The sequence below is a fragment of the Halomonas profundus genome, from assembly GCF_020865425.1.
Taxonomy (GTDB): Bacteria; Pseudomonadota; Gammaproteobacteria; order Pseudomonadales; family Halomonadaceae; genus Vreelandella; species Vreelandella titanicae.
This window is the reverse complement of sequence record NZ_CP086344.1, coordinates 3,048,667-3,067,700: the sequence shown is the minus strand read 5'-3', so window position 1 is coordinate 3,067,700 and position 19,034 is coordinate 3,048,667. Positions and strand designations below refer to the sequence as shown.

Below are 19,034 nucleotides of genomic sequence, written 5' to 3'. Positions count from 1 at the left end.
GTGACGCAGATTGTGGGGGTGACAGCGACTATTTGCCACCCCCGAAACGGATTATTTTAATATTTTGCCTTAGCCTTTAGGCTTGGGCGGTGCTTTACGGGCTGGTGAAGCGTTTCTTTCAATGTGCTCAATGATCATTCCCGCAATATCTTTGCCGGTGGCGTTCTCAATGCCCTGCAAACCAGGCGAAGAGTTAACCTCCATAATCACCGGGCCGTGATTGGAGCGTAGCAAATCGACACCGGCAACGCGCAGACCCATGGCCTTGGCTGCACGGATCGCCGTTGAACGCTCTTCAGGGGTGATGCGGATCACGGTGGCGGTGCCGCCGCGGTGTAGATTCGAGCGAAACTCACCGTCCGCCGCCTGGCGCTTCATTGAAGCCACCACTTTATCGCCAATCACGAAGCAGCGAATATCGGCGCCACGCGCCTCTTTGATGTACTCCTGCACCATGATATTGGCTTTCATGCCCATGAACGCTTGAATGACGGATTCAGCGGCCTGGTTGGTTTCCGCCAATACCACACCAATCCCCTGGGTGCCTTCAAGCAGCTTGATGACCAGCGGCGCACCTTTGACCATGGTGATTAGGTCGGGAATGTCATCGGGGGAGTGGGCAAAGCCGGTAATCGGTAGCCCCAACCCTTTACGCGACAGCAGTTGCAGTGAGCGCAATTTATCCCGCGAACGGGTAATCGAAACGTTATCGTTGATAACGTAGGTGCCCATCATTTCAAACTGGCGCAGCACCGCACAGCCGTAAAAGGTGACCGATGAACCAATGCGCGGGATCACCGCATCGAAAGGCTCAATCTCTTGGCCTTTATAGTGGATCGAAGGGTGGTGCGAGGTAATGCTCATATAGCAACGCAGCGTGTCCACCACGCGGGCGGTATGCCCACGCTGCTCTGCGGCTTCAACCAGGCGGCGGGTAGAGTACAAATTGCGATTGCGTGACAGCAGAGCGATATGCATGTAGGAGACTCCGAGCTGAGATTGAAGCGACTAATAAGGGGTTAAGGCTCACCGTGCAAGAATGCGGCACCGGGGGCCACCAGGAGGCGGCGCATGGCGCTACGGCCTAGTAGCATCGGGTGGCGCATATTGCTGCGGTCAGTAAGGGTCAGTTCAATGGGGAAATTCAAGTCGCCCATCTGCATCGGGGTACGTATAACATAGCGCCACTCGCTATGACCGTTGGAACTGGTGACCCGGCGTCGATCATGCAGGTGCAATCGGAAGCGATGCGCTGGCGTGTCTGGCCCTCCGCTATGGGTGATAAAGCTAACCCACAGTTGACCATGGTCATCTTCATCGGTCTCTATCTCTTCTGCATGCAGAGCAGATGTTCGCGCGCCAGTGTCAGCTTTACAGCATAGGTGAAGCCCTAGTTCAGGTAGCGTCACCATCTCGCGGCGGCCAATGACCGCTTTGGCCTGATAGGGTAATTCCTTCACGGCTCACTCCTTGCAATTAAAAGTGACATCGGATCAAGCGTTCCTCTGTGACATCATCAGTGTCAAACGGCGTTGAGTTGCGGAGCCAGCAGGCGCATCCCGCAGTGCCATCATGACCGGTAAGCGTAGTCGTGGTATTAACGCAATATCACGCACTACGGCGGCAAAATCGCTACGCTCATCTTCTGCTAAGCGTTGCAGAAAAAGTGGCAGGCGCTGCGCGTCTTCAAGATAGCCCCAGCCGCGCCCGGCTATTGCCGCGAGCACATCCGGCCCACAGGCCGCTGAGTCGTTAAGTAAGGCCGTGTACCAATTACCCACCTCTGATGCATCCGTATTGCCCACTGCGCGCAGGCAGGCACACAGCGTTTCGATGTCGCCCGCTTGTGCAGCGGCTTCGCCACGACGCTGCAGTGCCGCGACTAACGCCTGTGGCAATGGCTGGTGCTCTAAACAGTAGCACAAGGAGTGGATAACGGCGGTAGGCAGTTCAGGCAACCGCTGCGCGAGCGATTCAGCGTCAAGTGTTTCCATTCTCACGACGTAATCGGCAATCCCTTGTAACCCCAATGCCTGCCAATCGATCGCTTGCTGGCCGCTCAAGTAGGCATCAACCGGCTCAAAATGCTGGCTGGCGGGTAGCCCACGCGCATGGGTGGCGCGTGCATTGAGCATGGCTTGGAAGGTGACGTTAGGCGTGAAGGCGAGGGGATTATCCTTCATTAAGTGATCCACGTCCGCTGTTTCTTCACGACCCACGTTAGAAACCGCGCGCCCCAGTGTTTCCAGCAGCCGGTTTAAAAACGCATCGCGCTGGGCGGGGGCAATCATTCCCTGCTCGTCCAGTGGCAAGGCTAAGAACCAAATAGCCGGTTCGGGCATATCGCCAAGGCGAAACACAATGGCTAAGCGCGCTTGGCCTTGCCAGGGTTCTGGCCAGGCCATTTCGCCACCTTCAAAGGCGGCAAGTGACTCCCGCGGGCAGGGGGCGACATGGCGCCCCATATGGTAAAGGGAAACCTCGCCACCGCTGCGGGTAAAAAACTCATCAAGGGTTTGAATTGGTTGCATGACATCCTTCCGCGTTGCAAGCCTGCACTCTACCTTGCTGATGTGACACTGTCAGCCGCAGAGACTGATAAAACATGGTGTTAATGACAGTGCCTTAAGGCATTAGCATTAATGACAATGCGGTTAAAAATTAATCAACTGTGCGAAAGCCCCATGAGAGCAAGCGTTGCGACACCTTTCCATAGTTTATCCACAGGCTCGTGCAGGTTTTCTGTGAGTCTATGGATAACTTCCCGCAAGCGTTGATAGGTGGCAAGGCACTCGCTGAGTGGGGATAATGGGCAGACGACACACTTTTCATTTTCCGAGGTAGTGACACACGTCTTTATGAGTACTTATCAACCGCTGCAGACAGCACTTCTAGAGCTTGAGGCGTCGATGAAAGCCGCCGATCTATGGCGCATGCCAACACCCGATGCAGAGGCGTTTGCCAGCCAGCAGCCATTTTGCATCGACACGATGTCGCTGCCTCAATGGGTACGCTTTGTGTTTATTGCCCGCTTGAACGCTTTGATGGATGCCCGTGCAGCCATGCCCGCAAAGTGCGAGGTGGCTCCCGCCGTGGCGGCCTATTTACAGCAGGAGAAAACACCCGCCCACCACCAGCTGCTCATCGTGCGGGCGGTAGAGAAGGTCGACCAGATCGTCACTGAAAGCGCTTAAAGCGGCATGCTACTAAACGCACAAAGCCCACCGTGAGGCAGGCTTTGTGGATAACATCCGCTAGCGGTTTTGCAAGTGGCTTAGAAGCGGTAACTGAGGCCTGCCATGACCACGAGAGGATCGATCTCAACGGTACCTGCCGCCGCACCGTTAACGCTCGCATCGGTATCGATATCGATGTACCAAGCAGCGGCGTTCAGCGCCCAATGGTCATCAATTAATAGATCAACACCTACCTGGCCTGCCGCTCCCCAGGAGTCATCCAGGTCTAAATCACCAATCGTCAGCTCCTCATCGGAGAAAAAGGTGTAGTTAATACCGGCGCCGACATAGGGCTGTACGCGTGACTGAGTGCCGCCCAGCGGGTAGTACTGCAGTGTTAGGGTCGGCGGCAGGTGCTTGGTTGAGGCAATGTTATCGCCGTTTAAATGGATGTCGTGTTCAAACGGCAGCGCCGCCAGTAGTTCCACGCCGACTTTATCGTGGAAGCGATAGCCCAAGGTGAACGCGAAATCGGTTTTATCCTGTACATCCACTGATAGCGCACCGTTGGCCAGTGAGCCGTTGTCGCTGGTGGGGGCGACTTTGGCCACACCCACGCGGGTGAAGAAATCGCCAGCGCCGTAGGCGAATGCCTGGCTGCTGGTCATCATTGCCGCAGCGGCAACAGTGGTGACGAATAATGTAGGCAGGGCGGCTTTACGCATGGGATCACTCCAGGTGTTAACGCAGATAGTAAGATTAGACGGCTTTTCGATAGCCGCTTAACGATGAAACCAGTGTAACGAGACCCAGGGAGTGGATTATTGATCCAGGGCAAGAGTTATTAGACATGGGGGGTTAGGGGGAGGGGCGGCTGGAGAGACCTAATTCAGAAGCGGGCTGCTAACCATTTGGCTTGCCCATTTGTATGGATGCATGCGCAGTGATATGAAGTATTTTTAGTCTGTAATACGTGTTTTTCTGATACGCTCAGCAAGAGGTATGATCAAATATTGCCAGAATATTGTTTATAAAAATAAATTAAAACAGCGAGTTGTAAAACATCTGCTCGTGTCTATAGGCAATGCGAAAAGATGGTCAGGAATGAGCATGCGCATTTTTCTAGCGAGCATTTGAATGGGAGTTGGTAATTTGCCCATTACTATTAACACATTGGAGTTTTTTTATGGTGTTACGCTTTCTAGGAAAATACGTATGCGCAGAAATAAACTGCTATGCAATACGAGGCAAGAAATGAAGAAAGGAGTGTTGACATTTTTCTGCGGGAAAATGGGGGCAGGGAAAACTACAAAGTCTCTTGAAGTTTCCCAAGAACGAAACGCCGTACTGCTTTCAGAAGACGAGTGGCTTGCGTCGGTTTATCCCGATAGCATTAAGACACTGGAAGATTACGTAAAATATGCTGGACGGCTCAAGCCTCAAATGAAGAAGCTGGCTCAGTCGATCTTGGCGTCAGGCACTAATGTGGTAATGGACTTTCCTGCAAATACGATTCCGCAACGAAAATGGCTTAGAAGTGTCTTTTCAGAGATTCAGGCTCCCCATGAGCTAATTTACATTGACCAGCCAAATGATACCTGCTTAGAGCAGATAGCCAAAAGGCGTGCAGAACAACCGCAGAGAGCGACAACGGATACTGAAGAGATGTTTGAGCAGGTTACAAAGTACTTTGTTGCGCCCACACCTGATGAAGGGTTTAACATAACTGTAATTTCGGCAAATGGATAATAGCCGCAGGTACAGCGACTGCTTGTACGTTGCGGCTGCGCCTTTATTACAAAGCCGCGCACGTTGCAGCGTTATGTCATTTTGGTGAATTATGAAACTTGATTTGTTCGTACTACGGTGCAGCGATTTGCGGGCCAGCAAGCAGTTCTATGAGCAGCTCGGTTTCAGCTTCGTGGAAGAGCAGCATGGCTGTGGGCCAGTGCATTACTCGTCAGAAAATGCGGGGTTTGTATTCGAGTTGTATCCATTGGTTAGCAGCGAATCAGTAGACAACACGCGACTAGGATTTTCAGTGGAAGGTCTGGGCAATATCATCCCTGACTTAGAATTAGTGGACCAGTATAAGTTTGGCGGAAAGCATGTTTATGTCGTCCAAGATCCTGATGGCAGAAAGGTTGAGCTTAGTGAGCAGAAACCATAACAAGCGGCATCACGGTGAGCGCTTTTCCGCTGCTCCAAAGCGCAGCTTGTACCGGGAGTTATAACGTCATTGCTACCGTTTGAGATCGTGGTAGAAATTTTCGTGTGAGCCCAAGACCATCAGTTCAAGGACAAGAGCACCATCATCAAAACTGTAGCCGAGCAGAGTCAGTTGCTCGTTCATTTTGAACTGATGGACTCTAGCGCAAACGCTAAGAAGCTTGTTGCCGCCTGAAACAGCCCATTTAGGCCGTGCACCGGATGCCAACCCCTTCGCTGCGTTTGCCCACGCTGATGACTGTCTTGAGCTGCTTTAAAGAGGAATAATTGCAATGAGCAACAGTATTGAAAACTCAGACCAGTTGGCTGAGGCCAACCAAAAAATTGTTTCAGAAGGTCAGGTTCTTCCTTCTGTTCGACTTAAAGATGGTAGCAAGGTACAGACGGGCACTGTCGCAACCATGCTCCACAACATTAATCTATACAATTCAGGCGAGCGCGGGCAAGTAGAGAAAGAGCTTGAGCTGGCGGTGCCGACACTGATCAAGGTAGGACTGTTTGAACTATTTGCGCCTGATGATTGGATAAACGGCTCTAATCCTGGGCGTCGTTTCGTAGGCGAGCTTGCAAAAGGCTACTTGTCAGAAGCAAGAGGCTAAAGCAATGTACGCAACAAGCTTGGGATTACGGCGTTACGTGGAGAGAAGGCGTTGAACCATAGCGAACACTCGTCTTTTAGAGAAAAGCTCGTTGAGCATCTTTTCATTGGCGAACTGCTAAAGCTTTCCTGGAAGGAATTTGGCTGCACGCTAGAGGTGGCGAGTCCAGAAGTTGATAACGCTGGCTATGATCTAATAGCGGAAGATAATGGGGTCGTGAGGCATATACAGCTTAAAGCTTCATACGTTGGCGGCAAAACAGCCAGCCAGAAAGTTCATACGAGGCTTTCTGAAAAGCCCTCTGGGTGTGTTATTTGGATTTATTTCAACGAAGATACCTTGGAGCTGGGGCCATTCCTCTTCTTTGGCTCTCTTCCAGGCGAGAAATTGCCTAGCCTTGACGGGCTTAAGGTTGCAAAACATACCAAGGGCGACCAGGGCGGATTTAAAGCCGAACGCCCTAATATAAGGGTTTTGCCAAAAGGTTGGTTTAAAAATTTCAGTTCTATCGATGAGGTCTATGAGGCCTTATTTGGGGCAACATGTTACAAGGCCGCTACCACGAAACCGGGAGAAAAGGCTCAATGAGTATCAGGGCCATACACGCGAAAGACGTATTCTGACGATGTTATGCACAACGTTCGTCTTGACGTACGTACCCAAAGGCGTACATTGTTAGAAAATTGAATGAGCAAGAGGGCGTCATGACCGGAATCACAGCAACTGAGGCGCGCAGCAATCTTTATCGGTTGATCGACGAAACTGCCGAGTCTCACCAGCCCATCGTCATCATGGGCAAGCGGAACAAAGCTGTCTTGGTATCCGAGGAAGACTGGTCGGCGATTCAGGAAACACTTTACCTGCTCTCCGTGCCAGGTATGCGGGAGTCTATTCGTGAGGGGATGAATACCCCCCTAGATGAATGCGGTGAGGAGCTGGACTGGTGACATGGAAGTTGGTTTACACCAAACAAGCCCAAAAAGATGCGAAGAAACTGGCCTCCAGCGGCCTCAAGCCAAAAGCCCAGGATTTACTGGTACTGATTGCAGAAGACCCCTACCGTAAGCCGCCTCCGTTTGAGAAGCTCATTGGTGATCTTGCTGGCGCCTACTCACGCCGGATCAATATCCAGCATCGCCTAGTCTACCAAGTGCTTGAGGACGAGCGAGTGGTAAAAGTTCTTCGGCTCTGGAGCCACTACGAATAATGCATCACCAGCCGCTATTGCCAAAAAAACCGTTCGTTAGATAAAAAAAACCACTAACGAGTAGTGGCTAACTATTGATTACTGAGACAGTCTGGGAGGAGGGCGAGCGAGCTCAATGAGTCGCTCGCCTCCTAAGCACCGATCCCTAAGCGCCTACCATTTAGCGCCGACCTATTCAGCCGTTGCCAGCAGGCTGGCGTTGCCACCCGCCGCGGTTGTGTCTATGCACAGATGGCGTTCCACCACGTAGCGATCCGGCGAGATGGTCTGGGTCTCGAGCGATACGATGGCACCGTCGCGCTTGGCCAGCGCCATCCGCAGTTCACGAGTCCAGTCGCTGGCGCCAGCGGCGGCGACCGCTGCAATGCCTTTGACTTCGCTCAGTGTCTCGGCTGAAACGCTTCCATCAAGCCCAGCCACCGGTGCGCCGGCATCGGTCAGTGGCTTCACGGCTTGCTCGGCACCTGATGCGACTACGACAGCGGCACAGCCCGCGCCTAGGGCCTGTGCTGCTTGAGCAATGGCGATATCCAGCGTCGGCCCTAGGCACAGAACCACTCCCTTGGGGTACATTGCCAGGCGGTTGCTTTCCCCTGTCGGCCCTGGGAGGGTCTGCGGTGTCATATCTAACGCTGCCGTTTCGGCAAGTGCCTTGCGGATCACGCCGCCTTTGCCGGAGAGCGCCTTGCGCAGTACCTCGATGCGATTGGGTCGTACCGCCCAGTTACGCGCATCCAGCCCGTCTATGGCCGATTGGAGGTCGCCGAGTGATACGGCTTTTCCCTCCGGCGTCTCGTGGCACTCGGCTTCAGCGGTGCGGCGGAAGCGATTGACGTAGAGCGGGCCGCCAGCCTTAGGCCCGGTACCTGAGAGGCCTTCACCGCCGAACGGCTGAGAGCCAACGATAGCGCCGATCTGATTACGATTGACGTAGACGTTGCCGACATGGATGCGCTCGACGATCTGCTGCACGCGGTCGTCGATGCGGGTGTGCAGGCCGAAGGTCAGCCCGTAGCCCTTGCCATTGATGTCGTCGACGACCTTGTCGATATCTCGCGCCTTGAAGGTGGCCACGTGCAGCACCGGGCCGAAGATTTCACGTTCGAGATCTTCAATGCCTCCAACCTCGATCACCGCCGGGGTCACAAAGGTACCGGTGTACGGCGCAGACAGCTTCTTCAGTACTTTGCCAGCTTTCTCATTCGAGGCCACGTAGTCGCTGATTTCTTGTTGTGCATCGACGTCGATCACTGGCGAGACGTCGGTATCGGTATTCCAAGGGTCGCCAATGGTGAGCGCGTCCATGGCGCCATAAAGCATGTTGAGCAACCGGTCGCGGGCCTCTTCCTGAACATACAGCATGCGCAGCGCTGAACAGCGCTGGCCAGCCGACTGGAAGGAGGAGATCAGGATATCGCGCACCGCTTGCTCGGTCAGCGCTGTGGAGTCCACGATCATGGAGTTCAGACCACCGGTCTCGGCGATCAGTACGGCGTCGGGACCTGCGTTGTCCGCCAGAGCCTTGTGGATGATCTGTGCCACCGGGGTCGAGCCGGTGAAGCAGACGCCAGCGATACGTGGATCGCTGGTTAGCGGGCCGCCCACCGTTGGGCCGTCGCCAGGAAGCAACTGTAGTGCCGCTTCCGGTAGGCCAGCCTCACGCATCAGCTCGACGGCGCGGGCGGCGATTAGTGGTGTCTGCTCGGCGGGCTTGGCGATGACCGCGTTGCCAGCGACTAACGCTGCAGCGATCTGTCCGGTGGTGATGGCCAGGGGAAAGTTCCACGGGCTGATGCAGACGAAGATGCCGCGGGCGCTGCCGGGCTCTTCCGCTTCCAGCCGCTCGCCCTCGTTGGCGTAATAACGCAGGAAATCCACCGCTTCGCGCACTTCGGCAATACCATCGAACATCATCTTGCCCGCTTCGCGGGTGGCGATCACGGTCAGCTCGGCAATGTGTTCCTCGTAGAGGTCGGCGGTGCGTCGGAGTACCGCGGCGCGTTCGGCTGCCGGGCGCGCCGACCACCCTTTGAAGCCTTGCTCGGCGGCGTCGAGGGCAGTGGCGACCTCTTCCGGGGTGGCTTCATGCACCTTGCCGATCACCCGAGAGCCGTCGGCGGGGGAGACGGCATCGCGCGCCGGGCCCTGGGGAGCGGGGCTGCCCACCAGCATGGGGCCTGCGGTCCAGGTGGCGTCGGCAAATGCTTCGCGGGCATTGAGCAGCGGCAAAATCGAAGCGGGTTCGTTGATGCGGTAGCCCTTGGAATTCTTGCGGTCGGGCTCGAACAGCTCGCTGGGCTGGCGGATCAACGGGCTTGAAACGTCGTTGCCGAGTTGCTTAAACCCTTCAATGGGATCTTTTGAGACCTCGCTGGGCGGAATCGAGCTATCCACCACCTGGTTGACGAACGAGGAGTTTGCGCCGTTCTCCAGCAGGCGGCGTACCAGATAGGCCAGCAGGTCGCGGTGCGCGCCGACCGGGGCGTAGATGCGACAGTGCGTGCCCTCTGACTCTTTAACGATGTGGTGCAGCGATTCGCCCATGCCATGCAGGCGCTGGAACTCGTAGCTGTCCTTATCGTCGCCCGCCATTTCTACAACGGCGGCGCAGGTGTGGGCGTTGTGGGTCGCGAACTGCGGGTAGATGCGGTCGCGTCGGTCGAGAAGCATTTGCGCGCAGGCCATGTAGCTGACATCGGTGTTGACCTTGCGGGTGAAGACCGGGAAGGTCTTGACCCCCATCTCCTGGGAGAGCTTGATCTCGGTATCCCAGTAGGCGCCCTTAACCAGCCGCACCATGATTTTGCGGTCAAACCGCTCGGCCAGCTCGTAGAGTGTCTCGATCATCGGCGCGGCGCGGCGCCCGTAGGCTTGCACGACGACCCCAAAGCCGTCCCATCCGTCCAGGCTGGGGTCGGCCATTAGGGCCTCGATCACGTCGAGGGAGAGATCCAACCGATCCTGCTCTTCGGCGTCGATATTGAAACCGATATTGGCCTTGGCCGCCTGCTGCACCAACTCCTTGGCGCGTGGCACTAGCTCTGTCATCACCGTGTCACGGTGTGTGTACTCATAACGCGGATGTAGCGCCGAGAGCTTCACCGAAATGCCGGGGCTACCGCGTACATCGCCCTTGGCCTGCTCGGCGATGGCGGAGATCGCCTTGGCATAAGCCTGGTGATAGCGGACGGCATCTTCATCGGTGCGCGCTGCTTCGCCTAGCATGTCGTAGGAGTAGGTATAGCCCTGTTTCTCCAGTTCGCGGGCATTCTTCATGCCTTCTTCGATGGTCTGGCCAAGCACGAACTGGCGGCCGAGAATCTTCATCGACTGGCCAACCGCCTTGCGTACCACCGGCTCGCCCATCCGGCGCACCAGGCCGCGCAGCGCTCGGGTCGGGCCCTTGGGGTCTTCTTCCAGCACCTTACCGGTCAGCAGCAGTGCCCAGGTAGAGGCATTGACCATTGATGACGAGGACTTACCCAGGTGGGCGCCCCAGTCGGAGGGCTCGATCTTGTCGTGGATCAGGTCGTCGATGGTTTCTGCATCGGGCACGCGCAGTAGCGCTTCTGCCAGACACATCAGGCCAACGCCCTCAGTGGTCGAGAGCCCGTACTCGGCAAGGAACGCCTCCATCATCGAGGGCGACCTTTCCTTGCGCACACGCTCCACGTAGTTGGCGCCAACGGCGGCGACCTTCTTGCGGTCATCCTCCGACAGCTTGATACGCTCGACCAGCCCGTGCAGCACATCTGCCTCGTTGGCGTCGTAGTTGGTGCGAATGCGTGAGCGTAGATCACTCACGTCGCTATGCAGATGGTCGTTCATACAGGGTCTCTCCTTGCTAGCCGACACTAAGGCGTTGCTGCGTCGGTTAGGGTGTAGTCATACTTTTTGCAGTCAACACAAAATAACTAACCTAAAGAGGGCTCCCGCGGGAGCCCTCTTGATACGCTCAATGTGGCTGAGCGCTTACTTGCGTTCGATATGCTGATATTCACCGGCATCGTCAGTCGCATTGCTGACTACGATGATGGCGATGAAGGACGCGATGAAGCCAGGAATAATCTCGTACACGCCAGGACCACCCAGGAATTCACCGTTCCAGCCCAGTGAGATCCAGATCATAACGGTGAGAGCACCCACGACCATGCCTGCGATGGCGCCATTGCCATTGGTGCGTGACCACATCAACGACAAGATAATCAACGGGCCAAACGCGGCGCCGAAGCCTGCCCAAGCGTTACTGACCAGCCCCAGAACCTGGGAGTTTTCGTCAGAGGCAATAACCGCTGCCACAATGCCCACAAGTACTACACAGACACGGCCTACGGCGACACACTGCGCTTCCGTTGCGTTCTTGTGCAGGAACAGGCGATAGAAGTCTTCGGTTAGTGACGAAGAGGCCACCAGAAGCTGGCTTGAAACGGTGCTCATAACCGCTGCAAGCAGTGCCGCATAGAGGAAGCCGGTAATCAGCGGATGGAACAGTAGATCTGCCAGGATGATAAAGATCGTTTCCGGATCTTGGACATCAATACCGTTGCGGATCGCATAGGCCCGGCCGAAGATGCCCAAAGAAACGGCACCAATCAGCGAGATAAGCATCCAGCCCATGCCAATGTTGCGGGCAATGGGCACATCCTTGAGTGTACGGATCGCCATGAAGCGCACAATGATGTGCGGCTGGCCGAAATAACCCAGGCCCCAGGTCACAGCCGACAGCCACCCGATGAAGGTCAGCCCCGACGTCCAGGAAAGCAGGGTGGGATCGACTTCATTCAGGGTCTGTGTTGCCTGCGATAAGCCGCCGCCACCTTCGCCAAACAGCACCACCGCTGGCATGATCACCAACGCTAGCATCATGATGCAGCCTTGCACGAAGTCCGTCATGCTCACTGCCAGGAAGCCGCCGACAACCGTATAAATAAGCACCACGCCCAGGGTGATCATGACCCCCATGGCGTAGTTGCTCATATCGCCGAAGTTGTAAATGCCAGTAAACGCGCTTTCAAACAGCTTGCCGCCTGCCACTAGGCCTGACGCGGTATAGACTGCGAAAAAGATCACGATGACGACAGCGGAGACTGTCCGCAGTGACATTGACCGCGTTGGGAAGCGGTTTGCCAGGAAAGCCGGAATGGTGATCGCGTTGCCGTAGTGAACCGTCTGTTCACGTAGACGAGGGGCGACTAGAATCCAGTTGAATAACGCCCCCACGAGCAAACCAATACCGATCCACGCCGAGCCTAAACCCGAGACGAACATTGCACCGGGCAAGCCCAGCAGCAACCAGCCGCTCATATCTGACGCACCGGCCGACAGGGCCGCTACTTTTGGGCTGAGGGTACGACCACCCAGCATGTAATCTTCAGAGGAAGAGGTGGATTTGCGCATCGCATAAATACCGATGGCAACCATTAGCGCAAAGTACGCAATGAGACTGATCCAAACACCTATAGCCATGTAACTTCTCCAATTATTCAGGACGGAGCTAGCTCCGACAGGTTAGTGCGCATACCGAGAAGAGTACGGTAGTGGCGCAGTCTTGTTGTTGTTAGCCCCTTTTCATATCCATGTTATTGGCCCTGGTGAGCCCGCTATAGATGAAGACAGAAAGGTCTGTGGTGCCTTTGTATGTAACGATCCCTATATTATTTTCGACCATGAGATAGTTTCCTGTTCAGGAGTTCAGGTTAGTGATGTTGATGAGTAGCTCACTCATCGCCTAGCGCCAACAGCGACGCATTCCCGCCTAAGGCGGCGGTGTTATTCGTAATCGTTTTCTCGGTGACAAAGCGCTGCAGATAGTGAGGGCCACCGGCTTTTGGGCCAGTGCCTGAAAGGCCTTGACCACCAAACGGCTGCACGCCCACCACGGCACCGATGATATTACGGTTGATGTACACGTTACCCACGCGCATTTTTTGGGCGACTTCAGCGGCAAACGATTCGTTGCGGCTGTGCACGCCAAACGTCAGGCCGTAGTTGCGACCGTTGATGTCGTTGATGACCTTATCAAGCTGGCTAGATTTGTAGCGCACGATATGCAGGACTGGCCCGAACTGCTCGCGGGTCAGCGCATCGATGCTGTCGATAGTGAAAGCGACGGGGGCTACGAAAGTACCCTCCTGGGTATGCTCAGCGGCCATTGGCGTTTCAGCGACAAGGCGATTTTCAGCCTTAAGTTTTTCGATATGCTCCAGCAGGCCTTTGCGGGCGTCTTCGTCGATGACAGGACCAACATCGGTTCCCAGTTCGCGGGGGTCGCCAATGTGTAGCTCGTTCATGGCGCCTTTGAGAATCTCGATCACTCGGTCGGCAACATCGTCTTGCAGATACAGTACGCGCAGTGCCGAACAGCGCTGGCCGGCGCTCTGGAAGGCTGACTGAACCACATCCACCACGACCTGCTCGGGCAGGGCAGTGGAGTCGACAATCATGGCGTTCATGCCGCCGGTTTCGGCGATTAACGTGGGCAGCGGGGCGTTCTCCCTTGCCGCCAGGGCGCGGTTGATAATTTGTGCGGTGTCAGTGCCACCCGTAAAGACCACGCCGGTAATCCGCGAGTCGGAGGTCAACACGCTGCCTACCGTCGGGCCATCGCCGGGCAGTAGCTGAACCACATCCCGGGGCATACCGGCTTCGTAGAGCAGCTCTATGACCCGGTGGGCAATAATGGAGGTCTGCTCCGCCGGTTTGGCCAGTACGGTGTTACCCGCCACTGCCGCGGCCACTACCTGGCCACAGAAAATTGCCACTGGAAAGTTCCAGGGGCTAATCGCCGCGAATACGCCTTTGCCGCCCATCATCAAGCGGTTGGATTCGCCGGTGGGGCCGGGCAGCACAATCGCTTCGCCAAAGTCCTCTTCTGCGCGCATGGCATAGAAGCGGCAGAAGTCGACGGCTTCTCTGATCTCATCGACGCCATCGGTCAGTAATTTGCCGCCTTCCCGGGAGCAGAGCGCCATCAATTCCGCCATATGCTCTTCCATCAAATCGCCCAGGCGACGCACGATAGCGGCGCGTTCGGCCACGGGCGTGGCATCCCAGCGTGGGAAGGCGGCCCAGGCAGCATCCAGGGCCTGGGTTGCCTGCTCTTTGCTGGTCCACTGCACGTTGCCCACGGTTTTGCGGCGGTCATAAGGGCTGGTGACGTTATGGGTGTTAGCGGCGTCGTCGGCGACTTCAAAGGCCAGCAGCGGCTTGGCCGGGTACTGCTTGTCCATAAACGCGGCCATCTTCTCCATCAGCGGGTAGTAGTGGCTGCGAATGTTCAGGTTGACCCCGCGAGAGTTGCGTCGTTTAGGGCCGTAAATATCCTTGGGCAGTGGAATGTTCGCATTGGCCAGGTTTTTCTGCTGGCGCAGGGTCTCAATCGGGTGCTGACACAGTGACTTGACCGGTACATCCGGGTCGACCAACTGGTGAACAAACGATGAGTTGGCACCGTTCTCAAGCAGGCGACGAACCAGGTAGGGCAGTAGGTCTTTATGTGCTCCCACCGGGGCATAAATGCGGCAGTAGGTGCCTTTCGGTGCGCGCTCAAGCGCGGCGTCATAAAGGGCTTCACCCATGCCGTGTAGGCGTTGAAATTCGAACGGACGGCTGTCGCGGTTGGCGAACTCCAGAATCGTCGTCACCGTGTGAGCGTTGTGGGTCGCGAACTGCGGGAAAATACGCCCACGGGTATCGTTAGAAAGCAGGAACTGTGCACAGGCGAGGTAGGCAACATCGGTGCCCGCTTTACGGGTAAACACTGGGTAGCCGTCAACCCCGAGCTGCTGGGACTCTTTGATTTCAGTATCCCAATAGGCGCCTTTGACCAAGCGTAGCGGAATCTCATCCCCCTGCTGGTCGGCCAAACGATTGATGTAGTGCAGCACCGGCAGGGCGCGCTTGGAGTAAGCCTGGACGACCAAGCCAAAGTGCCCCCAGCCTTTGGCGGCTGCGCTTTCGTAAACCGCGCGGAAGACCTCTAGGGAAATCTCAAGGCGATCAACCTCTTCAGCGTCAATCGTAACGGCCACATCCAGCTCGCGCGCCTTGCTCACTAGCTTGATAACGGTGTCGACCAGCTCGGCTAGCACCTGCTCGCGGCGGCCAAACTCATAACGGGGGTGGAGCGCAGAGAGCTTGATGGAGACCGACGGCGCCGGGGTCTTATCGCTTAAGGTTTTGCAGGTTTTTCCCACTTGTTCGATCGCGCGTGCGTAGTCGTCAAAATAGCGCTGCGCGTCGTCCTGGGTGCGCGCAGCTTCACCCAGCATATCGTAAGAGTAGGTGTAGCCTTTATTGAACAGTGGCTTGGAGCGCTTGAGGGCTTCATTGATATCGCGGCCCAGCACAAACTGCTTGCCCATGATCTTCATCGCTTCGTACATGGCGCGGCGAATAACCGGCTCGCCCATGCGATTGACCATGCGATTAATAAAGCTGGCGGGCTGACCCTCCTTAGGGTGATCCATTTTCAGCACACGTCCAGTCATCAATAAGCCCCAGGTAGAGGCATTGACCATCCAGGATTCGCTCTTACCTAGGTGAGACTGCCAATCGGCGGGGCCGAGTTTGTCCTCGATCAAGGCGTCGGCGGTGGCTTTATCGGGGATGCGCAGCATAGCTTCCGCAAGGCACATCAGCATCAGGCCTTCATGGGTATCCAGGCTGTACTGCTGTAACAGTTCGTCGATGGTATCGACAGCCGTGTCCATCTTACGGACGTCCTCAACCAGCGCAGCGGTATTGGCTTCAATGCGGGCGAAATCTTCGCGGTTGGCATTCAGCACCTCGATCAGTTCACTGACGTAACTATTTTCGTCCACTAGGTAGTGGTCGCTAACGCGCGCCATGAGGGTGTCGAGATCGGTTTGCCAGATGGCAGGGTCACGCATGTGGTTGGCATTGAGCATTGAAGCCCCCGAAAGTCTGAACAGAACAAATGGGTAACAGGGCATTTCGCCCAAGCAAATAAGCGAATGTAGAGTGCAGCTACCTTTGGTGTATGTTGATTTCAGGGCAAAACGTGTCAATTCCGCGGCAAGAGTAGCCTTTATACGACTTTAGTAGAGTTTTTACTGGCCTGCTACTGACCCTAAAGCAGCGTTTGATGGGTTAATCGAGATCGGTGGTACATCTGTCTGGCGTAATTTCCGCGGCGATAATCCGTAACTGCGGCGAAATGCATGAGAGAGCGCGCTTTGGTTGGCAAAGCCGGTTTGAATCGCAATATCGGTGAGGGGCAAGCGGCTTTGCAGGATCAGTTGACGGGCCGCATGTAGACGTTGGCGCTTGACGTACTGCCAGGGCGAAAGCCCCGTTTGAGCGCGGAAGCAGTCGGAAAAATGCGCTTCGCTTAGACAAGCTAGCCGCGCTAAATCGGCGACGCGCAGGTCTTCGGCGAGATGTTGACGAATAAAGCGGTTAATACGCGTCAAATCCAAGCGCTGCTGCGTACTGTTGGCGGTAGTACCTAGGCGCGCTTTTAGTGAACCCAAAAGCGTGGCGGCTAAACGGTCTTGCTGAAAGGAGTTTGTCGATGTATCCAACCCTTGAGCAAGTTCGCTCTGCATAAACGCTAGGTAGTGGCGTAGTGCGTTATCCAGGCCAAAAAAGCGTGGGGCATCGAATAGTGCTACCAGTTCGCGGTTCTCACCGGTTAGCGCAGGGGCGTCTTCGGGAAGATCGAAAATTAACTGCCGGTTATGGCCGTAACCTGAGTAGTAGTGCTCGTGGTTAGCGGGCACGATACAGCCCGAGAATGCATTTACTCGCCCACCCAAGCCTTCAATTTCAAATTCTGAAGAGCCGCATAGCGTAATCACAATCTGATGAAAATCATGTGTGTGGTGATGTGTAGCGCTAGCTAGCGGTATTTGTCGAATGGTACTGGGCATGCAGTTCTCCTGAATTGCATTAGGTCTCCTGAACCGCAATACGCCTTCAAAACACAACAGCTACTGCTGGCGAAGGGCAGTGTGGGCGGATAAATGGTCGCGAAGGGCCTGAAGCTCTGCCTGTCCCTCTTGATTGAGCAACGGCTTGCCCTGGGCAACCATCCAACGGCGGCCGTGCTGTTCCATCAGGTGTGCGGCACGGCGTCTGATGCCGTCCAAGTACTCGTTGTGCCGAATAGGGTAACCGATTATCGCGTTCCACTCGGTTTCGCTCACTTGGCTGCTGAGCGCTTTATCAAACAGCGCCAGTAAATCTTTGGGCTCCGTGCGGTAGCGTGGAGTGCTTGACGTCATCAGCACCAGCATTACCGCACCAATCACGAGTAAGCAGACTCCAAACACTAATAAATACAGCGCCATTCGCTCTGCTCCTGGGCGTCGTCCGTTAATAAATAGCTACGTTATTATACGCTTGGCGCCGCTAGGGTCGAAAATTTTACTTTTTTGCGAACTTTTACTTCATAGCGTGTCTGAGTATGTACAGGCAGCATCACGATAGCAGTCGCTAAAGTTGTTGTCCTGGCTCTTTGTTTTGATCCCTTGCTTCCGCTACTTCTTGAGTAGCGGCTTTTTTTTGTCTAAAGCTCAACTGTTCTTCGACACCTGATTTGAAACCGTTAAGCACTCTGCTAGTGGCGACGTATAGCCAGCAGCGCTACCAGGATATCACGTCGTGTCACAATTCCTATTAGACGCTGCTGTTCCACTACTGGGTAGACTTTGGGTTTAGGGCCTAGCATCTCCTGGGCTAGGTCGGTAATGCTTTTATTGGGAGAGACGCTGAGCACTTCGTGGCGCATCATCTCTTTCACCAGGGGCGCTTCATCGTCATGATAAATGCTGTCCAGCACACGTCCCATGACATCCTGCTCCGAAATAAAGCCGATTAAACGATCACTCTCATCCACAACCGGTGCGCCAGGCAGGCGATGCAGTGCCAGCCCCTTGGCCAAGGTTGTTATCGAGGCGTTGGGTGAAACGCGGTAGCAATCACGGGACATGATATCGCGGACGATGCTAGGGGTTGCTCTATTCATGGTGGGCGCTCCTCGCTCATCGTATTCAGCGCTATGGCAAATCGGGTATCGCAAATTATGCGAACTGATAAGTCGTCGCTAAGTGCTAAAGTAGCTTCAACACTTTCACTGTAGGCGATTTAAGCCGCTGTGTTCTAACTGCAAGCCGTGTTTTTTCAACGCTATAAGTACTGAATTTTCTAAGCTGTTAATTTTCTAACTGCTCAAATGACCTGCAAGTTAACGAAATAAGGAGCTACTCATGGATGCACGTGAGTACTTAAACCGCAAAGGGGTAGGGCTCGACCGCGACCCTGACCGGCCAAATACCTTGGAAGAGAAGGCCTGGGAGCGTGCGCGGGGTTCCGGTCACCAGCGGCCAAAATCGGGGACGCCTCACGACTGGGAGGATTGGGAGCGTTATCACGATGACCTGGCAGAAGGGGCTGAAACCCTAGAGCAAAAAATTGATAAAGAAGCCCACCGACTTGCCCAGGAGCGGGCAGCTAAGGCCGCGGCTGAACCAGCCTCCAGCTCAGTGGAGCACTTCACTCCGACGCCTGAAGCCGCGTCTGCCAAAGCCACGCCGCCTAAAGCGACGCCCTTAGAGCAAGCGGAACAAACTGTCCCGGAGCCTGGAGCGTTAAAATTCGCCTACTATGCTCTTGCGTTACTATTGCCGCCGCTGGCGGTAGGGCTAACTGATGGTGGTCGTAAGCGAGTAGGGGTAGCTGTGTTGCTAACCCTAGCGGGCTGGCTGCCCGGTGTCGTGTATGCTTTTTGGTGGTTGCAGCAGCGTTAACTAAAGACCCTTGCAGACGTTAACTACTTGGCAGCCTGATCTAGGTGCGTAT

18 protein-coding genes and 1 pseudogene are annotated in these 19,034 nt (G+C 55.3%); 8 read left to right on the top strand and 11 right to left on the bottom strand.

The window, feature by feature from the left end; all coding sequences use genetic code 11:
* Positions 1-69: 69 nt before the first annotated feature.
* Genes rimK through LMS44_RS13975 form a run of 3 tightly spaced genes read right to left on the bottom strand, consistent with a single transcriptional unit; the run spans position 70 to position 2,531 of the window.
* The gene (rimK, locus tag LMS44_RS13985) at positions 70-978 is read right to left on the bottom strand and encodes a 30S ribosomal protein S6--L-glutamate ligase (protein ID WP_009287111.1); all 909 of its coding nucleotides are present in this window, start codon (positions 976-978) and stop codon (positions 70-72) included.
* A 41-nt stretch (positions 979-1,019) separates the two neighbouring features.
* The gene (locus LMS44_RS13980; RefSeq protein ID WP_009287110.1) at positions 1,020-1,460 is read right to left on the bottom strand and encodes an ATP-dependent zinc protease family protein; all 441 of its coding nucleotides are present in this window, start codon (positions 1,458-1,460) and stop codon (positions 1,020-1,022) included.
* A gap of 33 nt (positions 1,461-1,493) precedes the next feature.
* A complete protein-coding gene (locus LMS44_RS13975; RefSeq protein ID WP_233974540.1) occupies positions 1,494-2,531 on the bottom strand; it encodes a DUF3549 family protein in 1,038 nt (345 codons plus the stop codon).
* A gap of 327 nt (positions 2,532-2,858) precedes the next feature.
* Here LMS44_RS13975 and LMS44_RS13970 point away from each other — a divergent pair, with 327 nt between their 5' ends.
* Entirely contained in the window at positions 2,859-3,194 is a 336-nt protein-coding gene (locus tag LMS44_RS13970) for a YqcC family protein (RefSeq protein WP_027958669.1), read from the top strand.
* Between the two features lie 80 nt (positions 3,195-3,274).
* Here LMS44_RS13970 and LMS44_RS13965 read toward each other — a convergent pair whose 3' ends face one another.
* The gene (locus LMS44_RS13965) at positions 3,275-3,901 is read right to left on the bottom strand and encodes an OmpW/AlkL family protein (protein ID WP_022522983.1); all 627 of its coding nucleotides are present in this window, start codon (positions 3,899-3,901) and stop codon (positions 3,275-3,277) included.
* 529 nt (positions 3,902-4,430) lie between these two features.
* On the opposite strand from LMS44_RS13965, the gene LMS44_RS13960 reads away from it, so the two are divergent.
* A complete protein-coding gene (locus tag LMS44_RS13960) occupies positions 4,431-4,925 on the top strand; it encodes a P-loop nucleotide/nucleoside kinase family protein (RefSeq protein WP_041158675.1) in 495 nt (164 codons plus the stop codon).
* A gap of 91 nt (positions 4,926-5,016) precedes the next feature.
* A complete protein-coding gene (locus tag LMS44_RS13955) occupies positions 5,017-5,346 on the top strand; it encodes a VOC family protein (protein ID WP_035538312.1) in 330 nt (109 codons plus the stop codon).
* 72 nt (positions 5,347-5,418) lie between these two features.
* Here LMS44_RS13955 and LMS44_RS13950 read toward each other — a convergent pair.
* Positions 5,419-5,547, bottom strand: a pseudogene (locus LMS44_RS13950) (type II toxin-antitoxin system RelE/ParE family toxin); the annotation flags it as partial.
* 130 nt (positions 5,548-5,677) lie between these two features.
* On the opposite strand from LMS44_RS13950, the gene LMS44_RS13945 reads away from it, so the two are divergent.
* The 4 genes from LMS44_RS13945 (at position 5,678) to LMS44_RS13930 (ending at position 7,211) form a co-directional block, all read left to right on the top strand.
* On the top strand, positions 5,678-6,004 hold the full coding sequence (locus tag LMS44_RS13945; RefSeq protein ID WP_027958672.1) for a DUF7709 family protein: 327 nt from the start codon (positions 5,678-5,680) through the stop codon (positions 6,002-6,004).
* Between the two features lie 51 nt (positions 6,005-6,055).
* Complete coding sequence (locus LMS44_RS13940; protein WP_041158648.1) at positions 6,056-6,592, top strand: PDDEXK-like family protein; 537 nt, start codon at positions 6,056-6,058, stop codon at positions 6,590-6,592.
* 116 nt (positions 6,593-6,708) lie between these two features.
* Positions 6,709-6,951 (top strand): type II toxin-antitoxin system Phd/YefM family antitoxin, encoded by a 243-nt coding sequence (locus LMS44_RS13935; RefSeq protein WP_138800842.1) that lies wholly within the window; start codon positions 6,709-6,711, stop codon positions 6,949-6,951.
* On the top strand, positions 6,948-7,211 hold the full coding sequence (locus tag LMS44_RS13930) for a Txe/YoeB family addiction module toxin (protein WP_039859212.1): 264 nt from the start codon (positions 6,948-6,950) through the stop codon (positions 7,209-7,211). The genes LMS44_RS13935 and LMS44_RS13930 overlap by 4 nt, the downstream gene beginning before the upstream one ends.
* Positions 7,212-7,382: 171 nt before the next feature.
* Here the strand turns inward: LMS44_RS13930 and putA (LMS44_RS13925) are convergent, their stop codons facing one another.
* The 6 genes from putA (LMS44_RS13925) to LMS44_RS13900 all read right to left on the bottom strand — a co-directional run bounded on the left by putA (LMS44_RS13925) (position 7,383) and on the right by LMS44_RS13900 (position 18,201).
* Entirely contained in the window at positions 7,383-11,039 is a 3,657-nt protein-coding gene (gene putA, locus LMS44_RS13925) for a bifunctional proline dehydrogenase/L-glutamate gamma-semialdehyde dehydrogenase PutA (protein WP_233974541.1), read from the bottom strand.
* 144 nt (positions 11,040-11,183) lie between these two features.
* A complete protein-coding gene (putP, locus tag LMS44_RS13920; protein WP_009287104.1) occupies positions 11,184-12,677 on the bottom strand; it encodes a sodium/proline symporter PutP in 1,494 nt (497 codons plus the stop codon).
* Between the two features lie 251 nt (positions 12,678-12,928).
* Positions 12,929-16,120, bottom strand: a complete 3,192-nt coding sequence (putA, locus tag LMS44_RS13915) for a bifunctional proline dehydrogenase/L-glutamate gamma-semialdehyde dehydrogenase PutA (protein ID WP_498945428.1) — start codon at positions 16,118-16,120, stop codon at positions 12,929-12,931.
* 162 nt (positions 16,121-16,282) lie between these two features.
* Positions 16,283-17,104 carry an AraC family transcriptional regulator gene (locus LMS44_RS13910; protein ID WP_039859210.1) on the bottom strand — a complete coding sequence of 274 codons (822 nt, stop codon included), beginning with the start codon at positions 17,102-17,104 and terminating at the stop codon, positions 16,283-16,285.
* A gap of 60 nt (positions 17,105-17,164) precedes the next feature.
* The gene (locus LMS44_RS13905) at positions 17,165-17,524 is read right to left on the bottom strand and encodes a hypothetical protein (protein ID WP_022522992.1); all 360 of its coding nucleotides are present in this window, start codon (positions 17,522-17,524) and stop codon (positions 17,165-17,167) included.
* Positions 17,525-17,793: 269 nt separating this feature from the next.
* Positions 17,794-18,201 carry a CBS domain-containing protein gene (locus LMS44_RS13900; protein WP_022522993.1) on the bottom strand — a complete coding sequence of 136 codons (408 nt, stop codon included), beginning with the start codon at positions 18,199-18,201 and terminating at the stop codon, positions 17,794-17,796.
* A gap of 241 nt (positions 18,202-18,442) precedes the next feature.
* On the opposite strand from LMS44_RS13900, the gene LMS44_RS13895 reads away from it, so the two are divergent.
* Positions 18,443-18,982: a YqaE/Pmp3 family membrane protein gene (locus LMS44_RS13895; RefSeq protein WP_498945425.1), complete on the top strand. Its 540-nt coding sequence runs from the start codon at positions 18,443-18,445 to the stop codon at positions 18,980-18,982.
* Positions 18,983-19,034 lie beyond the last annotated feature (52 nt).